Source organism: Paraburkholderia sp., assembly GCF_004298475.1.
In the GTDB taxonomy this organism is placed as follows: domain Bacteria; phylum Pseudomonadota; class Gammaproteobacteria; order Burkholderiales; family Burkholderiaceae; genus Paraburkholderia; species Paraburkholderia denitrificans.
This window is the reverse complement of sequence record NZ_SCRP01000006.1, coordinates 160432-178512: the sequence shown is the minus strand read 5'-3', so window position 1 is coordinate 178512 and position 18081 is coordinate 160432. Positions and strand designations below refer to the sequence as shown.

The window sequence follows — 18081 nt, the reverse complement described above, 5'->3', positions numbered from 1 at the left end:
GATCACACGACGGTCATCGACAGCGCGCTCTCGCGATAATGGCCCGCAGCCTTCTCGCGGTCGCCAAGCTCCTCGTGCAGGCGCGCGAGCGCGCGATGCGAGCGGATCTTGAGCGGCTCGTTATCGCTTCCCTGGGCCGACTTGAGCGCCGCTTCGAGGAACGACTGCGCCTTGCCCCAAAGCTGCTGCTTCAGGCACAGGCGGCCGAGCGCGAACAGCAGGTCGCCGTCCTCGGGCCGCTCCTTGCGCCACGCCTCGGCTTTCTGGATGAGCGGCAGCGCATCGCTGCCCGCCGTGTCCGGATAGCGGCGCAACAGACGCGCATCCCAGTTCTGCGCGAGCGCTTCTTCGACGATCTTGCGCGCGTCGTTCTGGCGATCGAGCGCGATCAGCAGTTCGGCGGCGCAATCGGCGAGACGCGGCGAGTGACGCTCGATGGGCGAAAGCGATTGCCACAATTCGAGCAGCGCATCCGCGTTGTGACGGCGGTCGCGCAGCAGGTTTTCCGCCGCAAGCTGGCGCAGGCGCACCGCGACAGCCGGATGCAGCGCCTCGCGCTTTTCCAGCGTCTTCACGAGCTTGAGCACTTCGCCCCAGTTCTTCAGTTGCTGCTGCGCGCGCAGCGCGATCTGCTGCGCGTGAATCCGGCGGCCGCCCTGCGAGCGCATCTCGGTGAGCGCGGCGAGCGCGCCGTCGGCATCGCGGCCATCGGCGCGCATGTCGGCCGTCGCCAGCAGACGCGCTTCCTGAAGCTCGGGGTCCTCGACCTGCTTGAGCCACTCGTCGCGGCGCGCATACTCATGCAGCCGGTGCGCGGCATTCGCGGCGACGAGGCTCGCCACGCCCGCGTTCCGCTTGTCGGCGAGCGAGTCGCGCGCGGCCTTTTCCGCACGCGAGAAACGCCCCGCGTAGAGATTGCTGACCGCGTCGCGCAACGCCGAATGCGCCCGCTGGGTACGCATGCGCGCGCGGTAGGCGGCGACGCGGCGCGGCATCGTCACGATATTGCGCACGAAGCGCAGGAGTGCGTAGAGCAGCACGAACGCCACCACCACGCCGACGACGAAGAGGTTGAGCGAAACGTCGACGCGATACGGCGGATAGACGAACAGCACCTGACCGGCGTCGAAGCGGCCGAGCGTCGCGAGCACGACGGCGACGGCGAACAGGACGGCCAGCCAGAGGAGTCCACGGATGCCCATGTCTTACCCCCGGCTCTTGTATTGCTGGATCGCCTGCAGGCTCGTGTCGAGGTTCGGCAGCACGACCGCCTTCGAGCCATCCTGCACCTGCTTCACCAGATCGCGCACAGCACGCGTGTCTTTCGACGCGCTGTCGAAGTAGCGCGCGAGTGCGGCGTCGGCGGCGGCCAGGTCGGACTTGAGCGCTTCCTGGTTGCGCGAGAGCAGCGACAGGCGCGCCGAAACGAGGCGCATCTTCAGGTTCTCGCGCACGAAGTAGCCTTCCTCGGGTGCGATGAGCATGGCGTCGGCGTTATCGACGCGGCGCACCTGCACGAGGCTCGTGATCTGGCGGCCGATGCCCGCGAAGAACGTATTGAGCCACGCTTTCCAGCGCGGCTCGTGGTTCTCGGCAGCGATCTTTCCGATGTCGGCGGGCGCGCCGGCCTGCGGCTTCGTCCGCGCGACGATCTCCTCGCCCGCGAGCGGCAGCGAGTCGACCTCGCCGAGCGCCGTGTCGAGCTTGATCGCAAGACCCGCGAGATCGGTGGACGGTGCGGCCTGGAGCTTTTCGATGTCGTGCGCGATGGCCTTGCGCACGACCAGCGCCTGCGGGCTGGCCGTGGCGGCAAGGCGTGTATCGGCGCTGCGCAGTGCAAACAGCGCAAGCTGGGTGTTGCCGGTCAGCTGAAGCTGTTCGCTCGCGCTCGAGAGCATCTGGCCGACCTCGGCGAGCGTCCATTCGTCGTGATTCTTCGCGAGGTCCGCGTACTGTTGCGCGAGCGCCTGCTGCGCGGTCTGCGCGTCGGCGATCTTGCCTTCGAGCTGGGCGATCTGCCGGTCGATCTGCTGCGCGCCCGCAGCGGCCTGATCGGCGCGCGCGCGCAGCGCGGCCATCTGCTGATCGGCGGCCTGCTGGTGCTGCACCAGTTGTTGATCGACCCGATCGAGCTTGCGGTTGAGCACGAAGCCGCCCGCGCCCGCTCCGCCCGCGACCAGCGCCACGACGAGCCACAGCAAGGCGGTGCCTGCGCCGCGCCGCCCGGACGGCTGTGCCGACGCCGACGTGGCGGCGGCCCAGGCTGGGCGTACGGGTGAAGAACCGGATGTCGCGCCCGCGGACGGGGCGCCAGGCTGCGCTACGTTGCCGGAATTGTTCGAATCAGTCATGCGTGATTGTGCCGGCCCTGGGGCCGGATGGTTCTGAACCGGTTGAACAACGGAAGAAGCGAGTCGCTCCAGCGCCTCGACGATGCGCTCGTCGCCCGCGCCGGACAGCGTAATCCTATCAAAACCCATTCCCCGCGCCGTCTCGGCGATACGCGGGTGCGGCGTGACGAGCGGCGCGTGATGCAGTTCGGCGATTTCGCCTGCTGTCAGGTGCTCGCGCGCCAGTTCGGCGAGGTTGCGCACGCCCTCGGAACTCGTCACGAGCCACGCGTGCGGCGCGCCCGCGAGCAGCGCGTGAACCTGGGTCCAGGCGGCCATCGGCGGTTCGGGCACGGCGCGCCGGTAAGCGGCCACGTGTTCGACTTCGGCGCCCGCTTCGCGCAGACGGTCGGCAAGCCATTCGCGGCCGCCGTCGCCGCGCACGATCAGGACGCGCTTGCCCGCGAACCCGTCGGCGCCGAAATGCGCTTCGAGTGCGGTGTAGAGCGCTTCGGAATCGAACCGCGCGGCTTCTTCATCGGCGCCGCCCGCCGGGCTGACCACGCGATACGCGGGCGCGGCGACACCGTGCCGCGCCAGCGCCGCGACGCTCGCCGGACCGACCACGGCTACCGGCAGCGCATACGGCCAGATCGAGGAAATCGGGGCGTAAGCGGCGAATGCCCGATCGACGGCATTCGGCGAGACGAACACGACGAGCGCATAGCGGTCGAGCGCGCCGAGCGCCGCGACGAGCGCTGCGGCGTCGCGCACGTGTTCGATGGCAATCAGCGGGAAATCGAGCGTGCGGATGCCGCGCGCGGCGAGGCGCGCAACGAGCGCCTCGGACTGACCTGACGGCCGGGTGATGACAGCAGTAAAAGGAGTGGAAGCCGGCGCACGCTCCGCCGGGCCGCCCCACTCGTCGGACTGGCCCGATCGGGCCGCGTTTTGATCCGCGGCGCCGGTCATCACATGCCGGACGGGGTGCCGCCCGCCTCGTTGCCCGGGGTGTTGCCTGGCGTATTGCGCCCGGTGCCCGGCGGCGTGTTCGGCGCGCCTTCGGCCAGCGCTGCTTCGGACAGCGCACGCACGATGTCGAGCGCGCCCTGCGCGATCAGCGAGTCGGCCACTTCGCGGCCGAGCTTGATGGCGTCTTCGACGCTCGCGGCGGGCGATGCGCCCTCGGCGGCCAGTACGCGGCTTGCATCGAGCGTGGCGATCGTGCCGCGCAGCCGCAGCGCCCCGTCTTGCCAGTGCGCATAGGCCGCGAGCGGCACCGAGCAGCTGCCGCCGAGCGCGCGCGACACCATGCGTTCGGCCTCGACGGCCTTCGCGGTTGCATCGTCGTGCAGCGGCGCGAGCCACGCCGCAACGTCGGCGCGGTCGGCCCGGATCTCGATGCCGAGCGCGCCCTGGCCAGCCGACGGCAGGCTGTCTTCGGTTTCGATCAGCGCGCGGATGCGTGCGCCGAGGCCGAGGCGCTTCAAACCCGCTGCCGCGAGAATGATCGCCGCGTAGTCGCCGCGGTCGAGCTTGGCAAGACGCGTATCGAGGTTGCCGCGCAGCGGCCGGATTTCCAGATGCGGATAGCGCGCGCGGATCATCGTTTCGCGGCGCAGGCTCGACGTGCCGATGATGCTGCCCGCAGGCAGCGCCGCGAGCGAATCGAAGTCGTTCGAGACGAACGCGTCGCGCGGGTCTTCGCGCTCCGTGATGGCCGCGAGCATGAAGCCTTCGGGCAGCTCCATCGGCACATCCTTGAGCGAATGGACGGCGAGATCGGCCTGGCCCTCGGCGAGCGCCTGCTCGAGTTCCTTCACGAACAGCCCCTTGCCACCGACCTTCGAGAGCGTGCGGTCGAGAATTTGATCGCCGCGCGTCGTCATTCCGACGATTTTCACGTCACAGGATGGATATAATTTGCGCAGCGTAGCTTGCACATGCTCGGCCTGCCACATCGCAAGGCGGCTCTCCCGTGAAACGATCACAAGCGTACGGGGCGTGGGCGTGGATAACATCTCGGAGTTCATGGCCAGGAAGTCGAATGACAGGTTCGGAGAACAGATTCGGATAACAGGCAATGTTAGCACGCGCTCCGCTCAGGGCAGTCCCCACGGGGATGTCCGGCGACAGCGCGCAAGCCGCCCGCTTTTTGCCGCCATTCCCGCTCTTTCCGCTGAATCCGCTGTTGGCATCCATCGCGCCGCATCGACGCTGTTCGCCGCAGTTGCGCCGGGTAACACCCCTACCCGCTCCAGGTTGCACCCGCAGTACCGAACCCGGCCCAGGCCGGGGCTCGCGCAGTTGGCAGTCTCCCCCGATTAACCGACTCACCCCCTGCAAGCATCAAGGAAATCATCGTGAAGTCTTCCGGATCGGCGCGCGCAGAGCGCCGCAATAACGCATCGCAGAACGATTCTTCGACGGCCGACACCCCCTCGAAGAAGCAAGCCGCACGAACGGACAAAGCCACGGCCAAGGCCATGGCCAAAGCCACGAAAGCGGCCATCGCGTCCGCCACGAAAAAAACGGAGAAAGCGGCAACTGCGAAATCGAAATCCGCCGTTCCGGAAACGAAGATCCCCCCTGCAGCCCCTGCCAAAGCGCCGCAGCCCGCGCGCAATGGCCGCACGCGCGACGACAAGGACCAGCCGCTCTTCGAGGACATCCGCTTCCTCGGGCGTCTGCTGGGCGAAGTCGTGCGCGAGCAGGAAGGCGATGCGGTGTACGACGTCGTCGAGACGATCCGCCAGACCGCCGTGCGCTTTCGCCGCGAAGACGACAACACCGCAGCGCTCGCGCTCGACAAGCAGCTGCGCACGCTCTCGCCCGAGCAGACCGTGAGCGTCGTGCGCGCGTTCAGCTACTTCTCGCATCTGGCCAACATCGCCGAGGACCGCCACCGCAACCGCCGTCACCGCATCCACGATCTCGCGGGTTCGGCGCCGCAGCCGGGCACCATCTCGCATTCGCTCGAACGCCTCGCCGAGGCGGGCGCCGCCGCGACGCCGGTGCTCCAGCAATTCTTCAACGACGCGCTGATCGTGCCCGTGCTCACCGCGCACCCCACGGAAGTGCAGCGCAAGAGCACGCTCGATTCGCAGCACGACATCGCGCGCCTGCTCGCCGAGCGCGACCAGCCGCTCACGCATCGCGAACGCACGTTGAACGAAGCGCTGCTGCGCGCGCGCGTGACGTCGCTCTGGCAGACGCGCATGCTGCGCGCGTCGCGCCTGACTGTCGGCGACGAGATCGAAAACGCGCTCTCGTACTACCACACGACCTTCCTCACCGAGATCCCCGCGCTGTACGGCGAGATCGAAACCTCGCTGAAGGAGCACGGCGTGAGCGCGCGCCTGCCCGCGTTCTTCCAGATGGGCAGCTGGATCGGCGGCGACCGCGACGGCAATCCGAACGTCACTGCCGCCACGCTCGAAGAAGCGAGCGAGCGCCAGGCGCACGTGATCCTGCAGCACTATCTCGACGAAGTGCACCGGCTCGGCGCGGAGCTTTCCGTGTCGAACCTGCTCGCGGGCGCGAGCGCCGAACTCAAGGCGCTCGCGGACGCCTCGCCCGACCAGTCGCCGCATCGCGTCGACGAGCCGTATCGCCGCGCGCTGATCGGCGTCTATACGCGGCTCGCCGCGAGCGCGCGCGTGCGGCTGGGCGAAGGCGTGGTTGCGGTGCGCAGCGCGGGCCGCGGCGCCGCGCCCGTGCGTGCGCAGCCTTACGCCGACGCTAGCGAATTCTCGCGCGACCTGCGCATCCTCATGGACTCGCTCGCCGAGCATCATGGCGCTTCGCTCGCCACGCCGCGCCTCGCGCCGTTGCTGCGCGCCGTCGAAGTGTTCGGCTTCCATCTCGCGTCGATCGACCTGCGCCAAAGCTCGGACGTCCACGAAGCCGTGATCGCCGAGCTGCTCGCGCGCGCGGGCCTCGAAGCCGACTATGCCGGGCTGTCCGAAGCGGACAAGCAGACCGTGCTGCTCACGCAGCTTGCCGACCCGCGCACGCTGCGCTCGCCGCATCTCGACTACTCGGACCGTGTGAAGAGCGAACTCGGCGTGCTGGAGATGACGCGCGTGACGCGCGAGAAATTCGGCGCGCGCGCGGTGCGCAACTACATCATCTCGCACACCGAAACCGTCTCCGACCTGCTCGAAGTGATGCTTCTGCAGAAGGAAACGGGCCTCGTGAGCGGGCGTCTCGGCCATGCGGACGACCCCGCGCGCGCCGCGCTCATGGTGATTCCGCTCTTCGAGACGATCCCCGACTTGCGCAACGCCCCGAACATCATGCGCGACCTGCTCGCGCTGCCGGGCATCGACAGCATCGTCGAGCACCAGGGCAAGGAGCAGGAAATCATGCTCGGCTACTCGGACAGCAACAAGGACGGCGGCTTCCTCACGTCGAACTGGGAGCTGTATCGCGCCGAACTCGCGCTCGTCGCGCTGCATCGCGAGCGCGGCATCCGGCTGCGCCTGTTCCATGGCCGCGGCGGCACGGTGGGCCGCGGCGGCGGCCCGACCTACAGCGCGATCCTCTCGCAGCCGCCGGGCACGGTCGAAGGCCAGATCCGCCTGACCGAGCAGGGCGAAGTCATCGCGAGCAAGTTCGGCAACCCGGAGATCGGCCGCCGCAATCTGGAAACCGTGATTGCCGCAACGCTCGAAGCGACGCTGCTGCCTTGCGGTGACACGGCGGGCAATTCAGCGGGCAGCACGGCCGGCAACGCACCGGAGCAACTGTCGGCATTCGAAGCGATCATGCAGACGCTCTCGGATGCGGCGATGGCCGCGTACCGCTCGCTCGTGTACGAGACGCCCGGCTTCACCGACTACTTCTTCTCGTCCACGCCGATCACCGAAATCGCCGAGCTGAACATCGGCAGCCGGCCCGCGTCGCGCAAGCTCCAGGACCCGGCGAACCGCAAGATCGAAGATCTGCGCGCGATTCCCTGGGGCTTCTCGTGGGGCCAGTGCCGCCTGCTGCTCACGGGCTGGTACGGCTTCGGCAGCGCCGTGACGTCGTATCTGGACGCTGCGGGCAGCCAGGCCGAGCGCACGCGCCGCCTCGCGATGTTCAAGAAGATGTACAAGGACTGGCCGTTCTTCTCGAACCTGCTGTCGAACATGGACATGACGCTCGCGAAGACGGACCTCGCGGTGGCGTCGCGCTACGCGCAGCTCGTGACCGACAAGAAGTTGCGCAAGCATGTATTCGAGCGCATCGTCGCGGAATGGGAGCGCACGACGCGCGTGCTCAACGAGATCACGGGGGCAAGCGGCCGTCTCGCCGATAACCCGCTGCTCGCGCGTTCGATCAAGAACCGCTTCCCGTATCTCGATCCGCTCAATCACCTCCAGGTGGAACTGATCAAGCGCTATCGCGCGGGCGACCCGAGCCCGCGCGTGCGGCGCGGCATTCACCTGACCATCAACGGGATCGCGGCGGGCCTGCGCAATACGGGCTGAGCCCTTAAAGCCCGGCTCTCTGCGTCATGAAAAACGGCGTCGTGCCTTCGCGGGCACGACGCCGTTTTTGTCGGTACGAAACACAGAACGCCGCGATGCCTCAATCCCGCCGTGTCGCCTCGATCATCAGCGCGTCGAGCTTGAAGGAGCCATCGCCCTGCACATCGAAATAGTGGCGCACCTCATCGGGCGCGCGTTCCCACATCGAGCGGATCGCGGTGACGCGCTCGGGCGGCGTGCGCATGCGCGCGACCCAAGAATCGAATTCCAGCGCGATCCGCCAGCGCTGCGTCACGCCGGCCGCAAAGCCCGCACGATCGAGCATGGCGATCCACTCGTCGGCGCGATAGTCGCGGATATGCGATGCGTCGCGCAGCACCTCGATCGCCTGGATGTGCGTGTCGTAAAGCGGGTCGTCGATCCCCGCAATATCGATGAACTTCAGCCGCCCGCCCGGCTTGAGCACGCGATGCACCTCGGCCAGCGCGCGCGGCACGTCGCGCCAGTGATGCGCGCTCATGCGGCTGATCGCCCAGTCGAACGTGGCATCGGGAAACGGCAGCGTTTCCGCCGCGCCCTGCTGCGTGCGGATCGTGGCGAGCCCGCGCTCGCGGGCGGCGGCGGCAACCGTGTCGAGCATGGGCTGCGCGATGTCGTAGGCCACCACCTCGCGCACGTGCGGCGCCACGGCGAAGCTCGCGTGGCCCGCGCCGCAGCCCATGTCCAGCACCGTCGCGTGGCCGTTGGTCGCCGCGAACGTGGCGGCGAGATGCTCCAGATCAGCCCCGGTCGCGTGGACCTGGCTCGTGAGATAAGCGGCGGCGCTCGTGCCGAACGCGTCGGCGACCTGGTCGTGGTGCTTCATCGAATGCTCCTCATGGCTTGCGGCTGTATTGTGGGACGCCAGCGCGCGTCAGCAAGCGCGGGGACGCACGGTGGCACTCGGTGGCACCCGGCGACATCTCGCCGAGCGTCTGACGCGGCGGGCCTTTCATCACATCAGACGCTACAATAGAGGCCCGTTTGTACCAGTACAAGTTAAGCGGATATTCTGGTATCGCCAGCACCCGTTCCAGCTTATGAGTCTCGACGCCCCCGAAGCCGCCAGCAGCCGAACCCTCGACGCCACGCCCGCGCAAGCGCTCGGCGAGTTCATCCGCGCCCATCGCGAGCGCCTGTCGCCGCAGGCCGTGGGGCTGCCGCCCGGCCCGCGCCGCCGCACGCCGGGCCTGCGCCGCGAGGAAGTCGCCCAGCTGTGCGGCGTGAGTCCCACCTGGTACACGTGGATCGAGCAAGGCAGGCCCGTGTCGGCGTCGGCGGACGCGCTCGCGCGCATCGCCGTTGCGCTGCAGCTCTCGCGCGCGGAACGCGCCTATCTGTTCGAACTCGCCGCGCAGCGCGATCCCGCCGAGCCCGATCCGGCCAACGCCGCCGACGCGCCCGCCACGCTCCTGCAGACCGTTCAACTCGTGAACGCGCCCGCGTACGTGCTCGACCGCCAGTGGACGGCGCTCGCCTGGAACGGCCACGCGGCGGACCTGTTCACGGGCTGGCTCGACGGCGACCACGACCGCAACCTGCTGCGCTTCACGTTCACCGAGCCGCTCGCGCGCGAGCTGATCGTCGACTGGGCCACGCGCGCCCGGCGGCTCGCCGCCGAATTCCGCGCCGATTCGATCCGGCACCTGAACGACGCGCCCACGCACGCGCTGATCGAGTCGCTGATCGCCGCGAGCGACGAATTCTCGCGCTTCTGGGCCTCGCAGGACGTGTTCGAGCGCGAGGGCGGGCGGCGCGAGTTCAATCACCCGCGCCACGGCCGCGTCGCCTATGACCAGATCACGTTCAAGCCCGCGCACCGGGAAGATCTGAAGCTCGTGGTGCTGGTCCGGCTCTGAGCGCCGCCAGCCGGCGTCACCGGAAGCGCCAGCCGCGCCAGCGGCGCCAGTCCGTCAGCCGCCGATGGTAAAATCGCGCTTTTCCCCGCCGCGCGCCGCCGGCACGCGACAAGCCGCCACGCCGCGGGGCTCGCCATCCCACCGCTCATCGCTCAACACCATGACGTCCCAACTGCACAAAAAAGGCGAAGCCTGGTCGGCTCGCTTCTCCGAACCCATGTCGGAGCTGGTCAAGCGCTATACGTCGTCGGTCTTCTTCGACAAGCGCCTCGCGATCGTCGATATCGAGGGCTCGCTCGCGCACGCGTCGATGCTGGCCGCGCAGAAGATCATCGCCGCCGACGACCTCGCCGCGATCCAGCGCGGCATGGCGCAGATCAAGGGCGAAATCGAGCGCGGCGAGTTCGAGTGGCAACTGGACCTCGAAGACGTTCACCTGAACATCGAAGCGCGCCTGACCGCGCTGATCGGCGATGCGGGCAAGCGCCTGCACACGGGCCGCTCGCGCAACGACCAGGTCGCGACCGACATCCGCCTGTGGCTGCGCGGCGAGATCGACCGCATCGGCGGCCTGCTCGGCGACTTGCGCGCCGCCCTCCTCGACCTCGCGGAACAGCACGCGGACACGATCATGCCCGGCTTCACGCACCTCCAGGTGGCGCAGCCGGTCACGTTCGGCCATCACCTGCTCGCCTACGTCGAGATGTTCACGCGCGACAGCGAGCGCATGGTCGATTGCCGCAAACGCGTGAACCGCCTGCCGCTCGGCGCGGCGGCGCTTGCGGGCACGAGCTACCCGATCGACCGCTTCGCGGTGGCGAAGACGCTCGGCTTCGACGGCATCTGCGCGAACTCGCTCGACGCCGTTTCGGACCGCGACTTCGCGATCGAATTCACGGCTGCCGCGGCGCTCGTCATGACGCACGTCTCGCGCTTCTCGGAAGAACTCGTGCTGTGGATGAGCCCGCGCGTCGGCTTCATCGATCTGGCCGACCGCTTCTGCACCGGTTCGTCGATCATGCCGCAGAAGAAGAACCCCGATGTGCCCGAACTCGCGCGCGGCAAGACGGGCCGCGTGAACGGCCATCTGATGGCGCTCCTCACGCTGATGAAGGGCCAGCCGCTCGCCTACAACAAGGACAACCAGGAAGACAAGGAGCCGCTGTTCGATACCGTCGATACGGTCGCGGACACGCTGCGCATCTTCGCCGAAATGGTGGCGGGCATCGCCGTGAAGGCGCAGTCGATGCGCGCGGCGGCGCTGCAAGGCTTCTCGACGGCCACCGACCTCGCCGACTACCTCGTCAAGCGCGGCCTGCCGTTCCGCGACGCGCACGAAGCAGTCGCGCACGCGGTGCGCATCTGCGTGGACCGCAACTGCGATCTCGCGGACCTCACGCTCGACGAAATGCGCCGCGAGCTGCCCGCCGTGTCGCATCTGCTCGGCGACGACGTGTTCGCCGTGCTGACGCTCGACGGCTCGGTCGCGGCGCGCAACCATCCGGGCGGCACCGCGCCGGAGCAGGTCCGCGCGGCCATCGCAGCGGCGCGCGCCGCGCTCGTCAAGTGACGCGTCGAGCAACACGTCGAGCAACACGTCGAGCAACGCGTCATGTAACGCCTGCACGCCTGCGTGCATGACGCACGGCGCGGCAGCCTGTGCCGCGCCCCGTGCGTCCCGGCCGGCTCCGCCGGCCTTGTTCCCCTGCCTTTTGTTTTCCAATGATCGTCCGTCCCAACCTGCACTGGTTCAGGATGCTGCTCGCGTGGCGCGGCTCCGTGCTGCCCGAGCTGCTGCCCCGGCTCTTCCTCGTGCTGTGCGTGTCGATCGTCGCGGTGGCTTCGCACGATCACCTCATCAAAGTCACCGTCAATCTGAGCACCGTGCCCTTCTCGCTGATGGGCATCGCGCTCGCGGTGTTCCTCGGCTTTCGCAACAACGCGAGCTATGACCGCTACTGGGAAGGCCGCAAGCTCTGGGGCCTGCTCCTCAACGAGTCGCGCTCGCTCACGCGCCAGGCGCTGACGCTCGCGAACGACGAAGACCCTCGCCCGCGTACGCGCGAACTCGTCACGCTGCTCTGCGCGCTGCCGCACGCGTTGCGCCATCAATTGCGCAACACCGACCCGCATGACGATCTCAAGACGCATCTGCCGCCCGCGCTGTTCGAACGCGTGATGGCTTCGCGCTTTCGTCCGGCCACGCTGTTGATGTGCGCATCGGAATGGATGCGCCGGGAAGCGCGCGAAGGCGGTCTCGACGGCTGGGCCGTGCTCGCATTCGAGCGCAATCTGAATGCCCTTTCGGATGTGATCGGCGGCTGCGAACGCATCGCCTCGACGCCGCTGCCGTTCGCGTACACCGTGATGATCCATCGCACCGTGTACTTCTTCTGCGCGATGCTGCCGTTCGGCCTCGTGGACAGCATTGGCGCGGCGACGCCGATTTTCGCGGTGTTCGTTGCCTACGCATTCATGGCGCACGAAACGATTGCCGCGCAGATCGAAGACCCGTTCGGCACCGAAGACAACGACCTCGCGCTCACGACGATGTCGACGCAGATCGGGGTCGCGCTGCACGACCTCCTCGGCGATCCCACGACTGTGCCTGTGCGCACGCCCGAAGAATTCCTCATCGACTGAGCGCCGCGTCGGCGGCGTGCTGCCACCACAACCACCTGCTAGCGATTGCCCACGGTCTCCGAGAGCCGCTTGAGCGTCGCGAGCCGCGCCCCCAGAAAATCGAGCCGCGCGTGTTCGTCGAGGAGCGGCGTGGTCGCGTCGCTATAGGCGCGCCATGCGGCCTGCGCACGCGCGACCGTGGGCCGTCCGTGCGCGGGCATGCGAGCGTAGAGCTTGCGGTAATAGCGGTTCAGATCGTAGTTCACGTGCTCGCAGCGCGCGTCCGCCGAACACGCGCGCGCGCGCGGCATCGGCTGGCCCGCAAGCGCGCGCGCTTCGGCGCGCAGCGTGAGCGCGCGGTCGCGCACCGGCTGCAGCCGCATATCCGCTTCGTAGAGCTTGTAGGACGAGCCGCTCGACGTATCGAACGCCGCGGCGAGCATGATGTCCTCGGCGTCGCGCCACGCCACCCAGCGCGTTTCGCTCAGTTGCCAGCGCACGCGTCGCGCGGGCGGCAGCTTCGCGAGCAGTTGCATGAACGCGCTGTCGGCGGCGCTGCGCCACGCGGTGCGCGAGTCGTCCATGCACTGCACCTGCCCCGCCGCCGACGAACGGTCCGCGCGCGCAAGACACGTGCGCATGGCCGTATCGATCGGATCGGCGGCGCCCACTTCGGCATGCGCGTGGCCCGCGAAGAGCAGCCACGCCGCCATCGTCAGCGATGCAGCGCGCAAACCGGCGCCCAGCCGCGCGACGCGCATCGTCTTGCCTTTCCTCATCGCAATCAGTTGCGCACGCAATCGACGAAATACTCGATGCGCCCGTTGATCATCTCGCCGACCAGACCGTGGATGTCCGTGTGGAATCCCGGGAATCGCTCGTTGAATTCGCGCGCGAACTTCAGGTAGTTCACGATCGTCCTGTTGAAGCGCTCGCCCGGAATCAGGAGCGGAATGCCCGGCGGATACGGCGTGAGCAGGATCGACGTGACGCGGCCTTCGAGTTCGTCGATGGCCACGCGTTCCACTTCGCGGTGCGCGAGCTTCGCGAACGCGTCGGACGGCTTCATCGCGGGCTCCATGTCCGAGAGGTACATCTCGGTCGTGAGGCGCGCGATGTCGTTGGCGCGATAGACGCTGTGGATCTGCTGGCACAGGTCGCGCAGGCCGATGCGCTCGTACGCCGGATGCTGCGCGACGAACTCGGGCAGCACGCGCCAGAGCGGCTGGTTGTTGTCGTAGTCGTCCTTGAACTGCTGCAGTTCGGTGACCATCGAATTCCAGCGGCCCTTCGTGATGCCGATCGTGAACATGATGAAGAACGAGTACAGACCCGTCTTCTCCACGATGATGCCGTGCTCGGCCAGGTACTTTGTCACGATCGCGGCCGGAATGCCGGTCTCGCCGAATTCGCCGTCCACGTCGAGGCCCGGCGTGACAATGGTCGCCTTGATCGGGTCGAGCATGTTGAAGCCTTCGGCGAGCGCGCCGAAGCCATGCCAGTGATCGTTCGGGCGCAGCATCCAGTCCTCGCGCGAGCCGATGCCCTCTTCGGCCAGCTCGTCCGGGCCCCAGACCTGGAAGAACCAGTCGTCGCCGTATTCGGCGTCCACCTTGCGCATGGCGCGGCGGAAGTCGAGCGCCTCGGCGATCGATTCCTCCACGAGCGCCGGGCCGCCCGGCGGCTCCATCATCGCGGCGGCCACGTCGCACGACGCGATGATCGCGTACTGCGGGCTCGTCGACGTATGCATCAGATACGCTTCGTTGAAGCGGTGACGGTCGAACACGCTGTTCTCCGAATCCTGCACGACGATCTGCGAAGCCTGCGAAATGCCCGCGAGCAGCTTGTGCGTGGAGTGCGTCGCGAACACGAGCGCGCCCGTGCGCGGGCGGCCCGCGCCGATGGCGTGCATGTCCTGGTAGAAGTCGTGGAATTCGGCGTGCGGCAGCCATGCTTCGTCGAAGTGCAGCGTGTCGAGCATGTCGCCGAGCAGATCCTTGATCATCTCGACGTTGTAGATCACGCCGTCGTAGGTGCTCTGCGTGATCGTGAGGATGCGCGGCTTGAGATTCGGATTCTTCGCGAGCGCCTCGCGTGCGAACGGATTCGCCTCGATCTTCCGGCGGATATTTTCCGGCTTGAATTCGTCGCGCGGAATCGGACCGATGATGCCGAAGTTGTTGCGCGTCGGCGTGAGGAACACGGGGATCGCGCCCGTCATCGTGATCGAATGCAGGATCGACTTGTGGCAGTTGCGGTCCACGAGCACGACGTCGCCCGGCGCGACCGTTGCGTGCCAGACGATCTTGTTCGAGGTGGACGTGCCGTTGGTGACGAAGAACACGTGGTCCGCGCTGAAGATGCGCGCCGCGTTGCGCTCCGAGGCCGCGACCGGGCCCGTGTGGTCGAGCAGCTGGCCGAGCTCGTCGACGGCGTTGCAGACGTCGGCACGCAGCATGTTTTCGCCGAAGAACTGGTGGAACATCTGGCCGAGCGGGTTCTTCAGGAACGCCACGCCGCCCGAGTGACCCGGGCAGTGCCACGAGTACGAGCCTTCGTCCGCGTACTTGACAAGCTCCTTGAAGAACGGCGGCGCGAGCGCGTCGAGATAGACCTTCGCCTCGCGGATGATGTGGCGCGCAACGAACTCCGGCGTGTCCTCGAACATGTGGATGAAGCCGTGCAGCTCGCGCAGGATGTCGTTGGGCAGATGGCGCGAGGTGCGCGTCTCGCCGTACAGGAAGATCGGGATGTCCGCGTTGCGGCGGCGCACGGCTTCCATGAACGCGCGCAGCGCGATGATCGCGGGCGCGTGCTCGGGCGCTTCCTCGCCGCCGCCTTCGACGTACGGCAGCAATTCGTCGTCGTCGATCGACAGGATGAAGCACGAGGCACGGCTCGACTGCTGCGCGAACGACGTCAGGTCGCCATAGCTCGTCAGCCCGAGGACTTCCGCGCCCTCTTTCTCGATCGCTTCGGCGAGTGCACGGATGCCGGAACCCGAGATGTTCTCGGAGCGGAAATCTTCGTCGATGATGACGACGGGAAAACGAAACTTCATGGGCGATTCTCCAAAAGAAACGACCGCTGCATGTGTTGCACAGCGGTCCCCGTATTTCGTATGAGCGGTGAGTTCAGGCCCACATCGATGCCGGATCAGGTTTTCGGCAGCGTGACCCCGTGCTGCCCCTGGTACTTGCCGCCGCGATCCGCGTAAGACACGTCGCAGATCTCGTCGCTCTCGAAGAAGAGCACCTGCGCGACGCCCTCGTTCGCGTAGATTTTCGCAGGCAAAGGTGTCGTATTTGAGAATTCGAGCGTCACGTAGCCTTCCCATTCCGGCTCGAACGGCGTGACGTTCACGATGATCCCGCAGCGCGCGTACGTGGACTTGCCGAGGCACACGGTCAGCACGTTGCGCGGGATGCGGAAATACTCGACCGTGCGCGCGAGCGCAAACGAATTCGGCGGGATGATGCACACGTCGCCCCGGAAATCGACGAACGACTTTTCGTCGAAGTTCTTCGGGTCGACGATCGTCGAATTGATGTTCGTGAAGATCTTGAATTCGTCGGCGCAGCGAATGTCGTAGCCGTAGCTCGACGTGCCGTAGCTCACGATCTTGCGGCCGTCCTCGGACGTGCGGATCTGGTCGGGCACGAACGGCTCGATCATCTTGTGCTCTGCGGCCATGCGCCGGATCCACTTGTCGGATTTGATTGCCATATTGGGTCGCTGCGTGCCAGCTAAAAGACGAAAGGCGCTTATTTTACGCGATGTGGATTGGCATGCCGGAATGCGCGCCGGCAACGCGTGGCAGCCGTGCATCCGCGCAACACGTGCAGCCCCTGCACCCCGTGCGCACCACGCCCGGCACAGCCGTCCCAAACCTGCCCGAACCTGGTCGAAGCCCGCCCTGCCGCCGCGCCGCGGGGCGCAGCGCGACAAAAGAGCACGCTCACTGGGCGCGGATCACGCCGCATGCGAGCGCCGTGCCGGTGCCGTGCTGCGGGTAGGCGTAGGGGTCGATCGGTTCGCGGTGGACCAGCACGGCGCGCTGGAGCACCGAGCGCACGCCGTCGAGCGAAACATCGGGTGCGACGATGAAGCCGGAGGCAACGCCGTTCGAATCGGCGTGAATGTTGCCGAGATCGCCCTCCACGCGTACGCCGGGCTTCAGGCGGTCGGCGGCGGGCGCGAAGACAGGGCCCGCGCTCGATGCATCGGCGGCATTGCAGTCGCCGCGTTCGTGGACCTGCAGGGCGTGATCGCTGTTGTTCGGCAGACCGGCGAGGTTGTAATTGACCTGCACGCCGTCCGAACGTTCGACGAACGAAACCGTGCCGCGCACCTGGCTACCCATTGTGGGCAGCAGCTGCGCGGTCGCGCGCTTGTCCTGCTGCCCCATGAAACCGGCGCAGCCGCTCAGCAGCACGCAGCCGGCGACTACCGGTACGACATATGCAAAACGCGAGGCGACCCCAGCGACAAACCGCGCTGCACATCCCGCTAGCCAGTCGTTTCCTTTTCCCATGCAATCCTCCTGGCAACCGGGAGCCGCCCCTGCGGTCATCGTACCGGACCCGATGGAGCCACATGATACCCGCACGCGCGCCGAAAAGGCGCGCTCAGGCCCACGCAGCAAGGGCGCACGGGTTACGTGTTCTGCACGACGATACTCGGAAACTTCGACGTCATGTCGCGTGCGCGCTCGGCGATCTGGATTGCGACGCGCCGCGCGATGGCGCGATACGTTTCGCCGATGCGGCCATTCGGATCGGCGACGACGGTGGGGTTGCCCGAGTCGGCCTGCTCGCGGATCGCGATGTCGAGCGGCAGGCTGCCGAGCACCTCGACGCCGTATTGCTGCGCCATGCGCTCGCCGCCGCCCGCGCCGAAAACATGCTCGGCGTGCCCGCAGTTCGAGCAGACGTGCACGGCCATGTTCTCAACGATGCCGAGAATCGGAATGCCGACCTTTTCGAACATCTTGAGGCCCTTTTTGGCATCGAGCAGCGCGATGTCCTGCGGCGTCGTGACGATCACGGCGCCCGTCACGGGCACGCGCTGCGAGAGCGTGAGCTGGATGTCGCCGGTGCCCGGCGGCATGTCGACGACGAGATAGTCGAGATCGCGCCAGTTGGTCTGGCGCAGCAGCTGGTCGAGGGCCGACGTGGCCATCGGGCCGCGCCACACCATCGGGTTGTCTTCCTCGATCAGGAAGCCGATCGAGTTCGCCTGCACGCCGTGGCCTTCGAGCGGGTTCATCGACTGGCCGTCCGGAGATTCGGGGCGGCCGTGGATGCCGAGCATCATCGGCAGCGACGGGCCGTAGATATCGGCGTCGAGCACGCCCACCGAGGCGCCTTCGGCTGCGAGCGCGAGCGCGAGGTTCACGGCCGTCGTGCTCTTGCCGACACCGCCCTTGCCCGACGCGACCGCCACGATGTTCTTCACGTTCGGCAGCAGCTTCACGCCGCGCTGAACGGCGTGCGCGGCGATCTCGGTGCGCACCGCGACGCGGCTCGACCTGACGCCCGGCACGGCGGCGAGCGCCGCCTCGACCTGCGCGCGGATCGCGTCGGCCTGGCTCTTCGCCGGATAGCCGAGCACGATTTCCACGCCGACACCATCGCCCTCGACGGTGACATTACGCACGCCCTTACCCGTCGAATACGGGTGACCCGTGTTCGGATCCGTGAGGGCCGCGAGCGCGGCGTCGACCAAAGCCCGATCTATGCTCATTGCTAC

The 18081-nt window shown here is 67.4% G+C and carries 13 protein-coding genes; 4 read left to right on the top strand and 9 right to left on the bottom strand.

What is annotated here, in order from left to right; all coding sequences use genetic code 11:
- Positions 1 to 2: 2 nt before the first annotated feature.
- The 3 genes from EPN59_RS03570 to hemC are packed head-to-tail and all read right to left on the bottom strand — an operon-like array spanning position 3 to position 4363.
- On the bottom strand, positions 3 to 1202 hold the full coding sequence (locus tag EPN59_RS03570; protein ID WP_293042587.1) for a heme biosynthesis protein HemY: 1200 nt from the start codon (positions 1200 to 1202) through the stop codon (positions 3 to 5).
- 3 nt (positions 1203 to 1205) lie between these two features.
- The gene (gene hemDX, locus EPN59_RS03565; RefSeq protein WP_293045565.1) at positions 1206 to 3302 is read right to left on the bottom strand and encodes a fused uroporphyrinogen-III synthase HemD/membrane protein HemX; all 2097 of its coding nucleotides are present in this window, start codon (positions 3300 to 3302) and stop codon (positions 1206 to 1208) included.
- Entirely contained in the window at positions 3302 to 4363 is a 1062-nt protein-coding gene (hemC, locus tag EPN59_RS03560; RefSeq protein WP_293045562.1) for a hydroxymethylbilane synthase, read from the bottom strand. The genes hemDX and hemC overlap by 1 nt, the downstream gene beginning before the upstream one ends.
- Before the next feature lie 330 nt (positions 4364 to 4693).
- Here hemC and ppc point away from each other — a divergent pair, with 330 nt between their 5' ends.
- A complete protein-coding gene (ppc, locus tag EPN59_RS03555; protein WP_293038559.1) occupies positions 4694 to 7807 on the top strand; it encodes a phosphoenolpyruvate carboxylase in 3114 nt (1037 codons plus the stop codon).
- 100 nt (positions 7808 to 7907) lie between these two features.
- Here ppc and EPN59_RS03550 read toward each other — a convergent pair whose 3' ends face one another.
- Positions 7908 to 8672, bottom strand: a complete 765-nt coding sequence (locus tag EPN59_RS03550) for a class I SAM-dependent methyltransferase (protein WP_293038556.1) — start codon at positions 8670 to 8672, stop codon at positions 7908 to 7910.
- 214 nt (positions 8673 to 8886) lie between these two features.
- On the opposite strand from EPN59_RS03550, the gene EPN59_RS03545 reads away from it, so the two are divergent.
- The 3 genes from EPN59_RS03545 to EPN59_RS03535 all read left to right on the top strand — a co-directional run bounded on the left by EPN59_RS03545 (position 8887) and on the right by EPN59_RS03535 (position 12348).
- Positions 8887 to 9705: a helix-turn-helix transcriptional regulator gene (locus EPN59_RS03545; protein WP_293038554.1), complete on the top strand. Its 819-nt coding sequence runs from the start codon at positions 8887 to 8889 to the stop codon at positions 9703 to 9705.
- 160 nt (positions 9706 to 9865) lie between these two features.
- Positions 9866 to 11275: an argininosuccinate lyase gene (argH, locus tag EPN59_RS03540; protein ID WP_293038551.1), complete on the top strand. Its 1410-nt coding sequence runs from the start codon at positions 9866 to 9868 to the stop codon at positions 11273 to 11275.
- A 152-nt stretch (positions 11276 to 11427) separates the two neighbouring features.
- Positions 11428 to 12348, top strand: coding sequence for a bestrophin family ion channel (locus EPN59_RS03535; RefSeq protein WP_293038547.1), 921 nt, complete (start codon positions 11428 to 11430; stop codon positions 12346 to 12348).
- Positions 12349 to 12386: 38 nt separating this feature from the next.
- Here the strand turns inward: EPN59_RS03535 and EPN59_RS03530 are convergent, their stop codons facing one another.
- The 5 genes from EPN59_RS03530 to apbC all read right to left on the bottom strand — a co-directional run bounded on the left by EPN59_RS03530 (position 12387) and on the right by apbC (position 18075).
- Positions 12387 to 13106, bottom strand: a complete 720-nt coding sequence (locus EPN59_RS03530; RefSeq protein WP_293045559.1) for a lysozyme inhibitor LprI family protein — start codon at positions 13104 to 13106, stop codon at positions 12387 to 12389.
- A 5-nt stretch (positions 13107 to 13111) separates the two neighbouring features.
- A complete protein-coding gene (locus EPN59_RS03525; protein WP_293045556.1) occupies positions 13112 to 15391 on the bottom strand; it encodes an arginine/lysine/ornithine decarboxylase in 2280 nt (759 codons plus the stop codon).
- Positions 15392 to 15486: 95 nt separating this feature from the next.
- Complete coding sequence (gene dcd / locus EPN59_RS03520) at positions 15487 to 16056, bottom strand: dCTP deaminase (RefSeq protein ID WP_293034664.1); 570 nt, start codon at positions 16054 to 16056, stop codon at positions 15487 to 15489.
- Between the two features lie 232 nt (positions 16057 to 16288).
- Positions 16289 to 16864 (bottom strand): superoxide dismutase family protein, encoded by a 576-nt coding sequence (locus tag EPN59_RS03515; protein WP_293036913.1) that lies wholly within the window; start codon positions 16862 to 16864, stop codon positions 16289 to 16291.
- A gap of 122 nt (positions 16865 to 16986) precedes the next feature.
- On the bottom strand, positions 16987 to 18075 hold the full coding sequence (apbC, locus tag EPN59_RS03510) for an iron-sulfur cluster carrier protein ApbC (protein WP_293036911.1): 1089 nt from the start codon (positions 18073 to 18075) through the stop codon (positions 16987 to 16989).
- Positions 18076 to 18081: the final 6 nt, after the last annotated feature.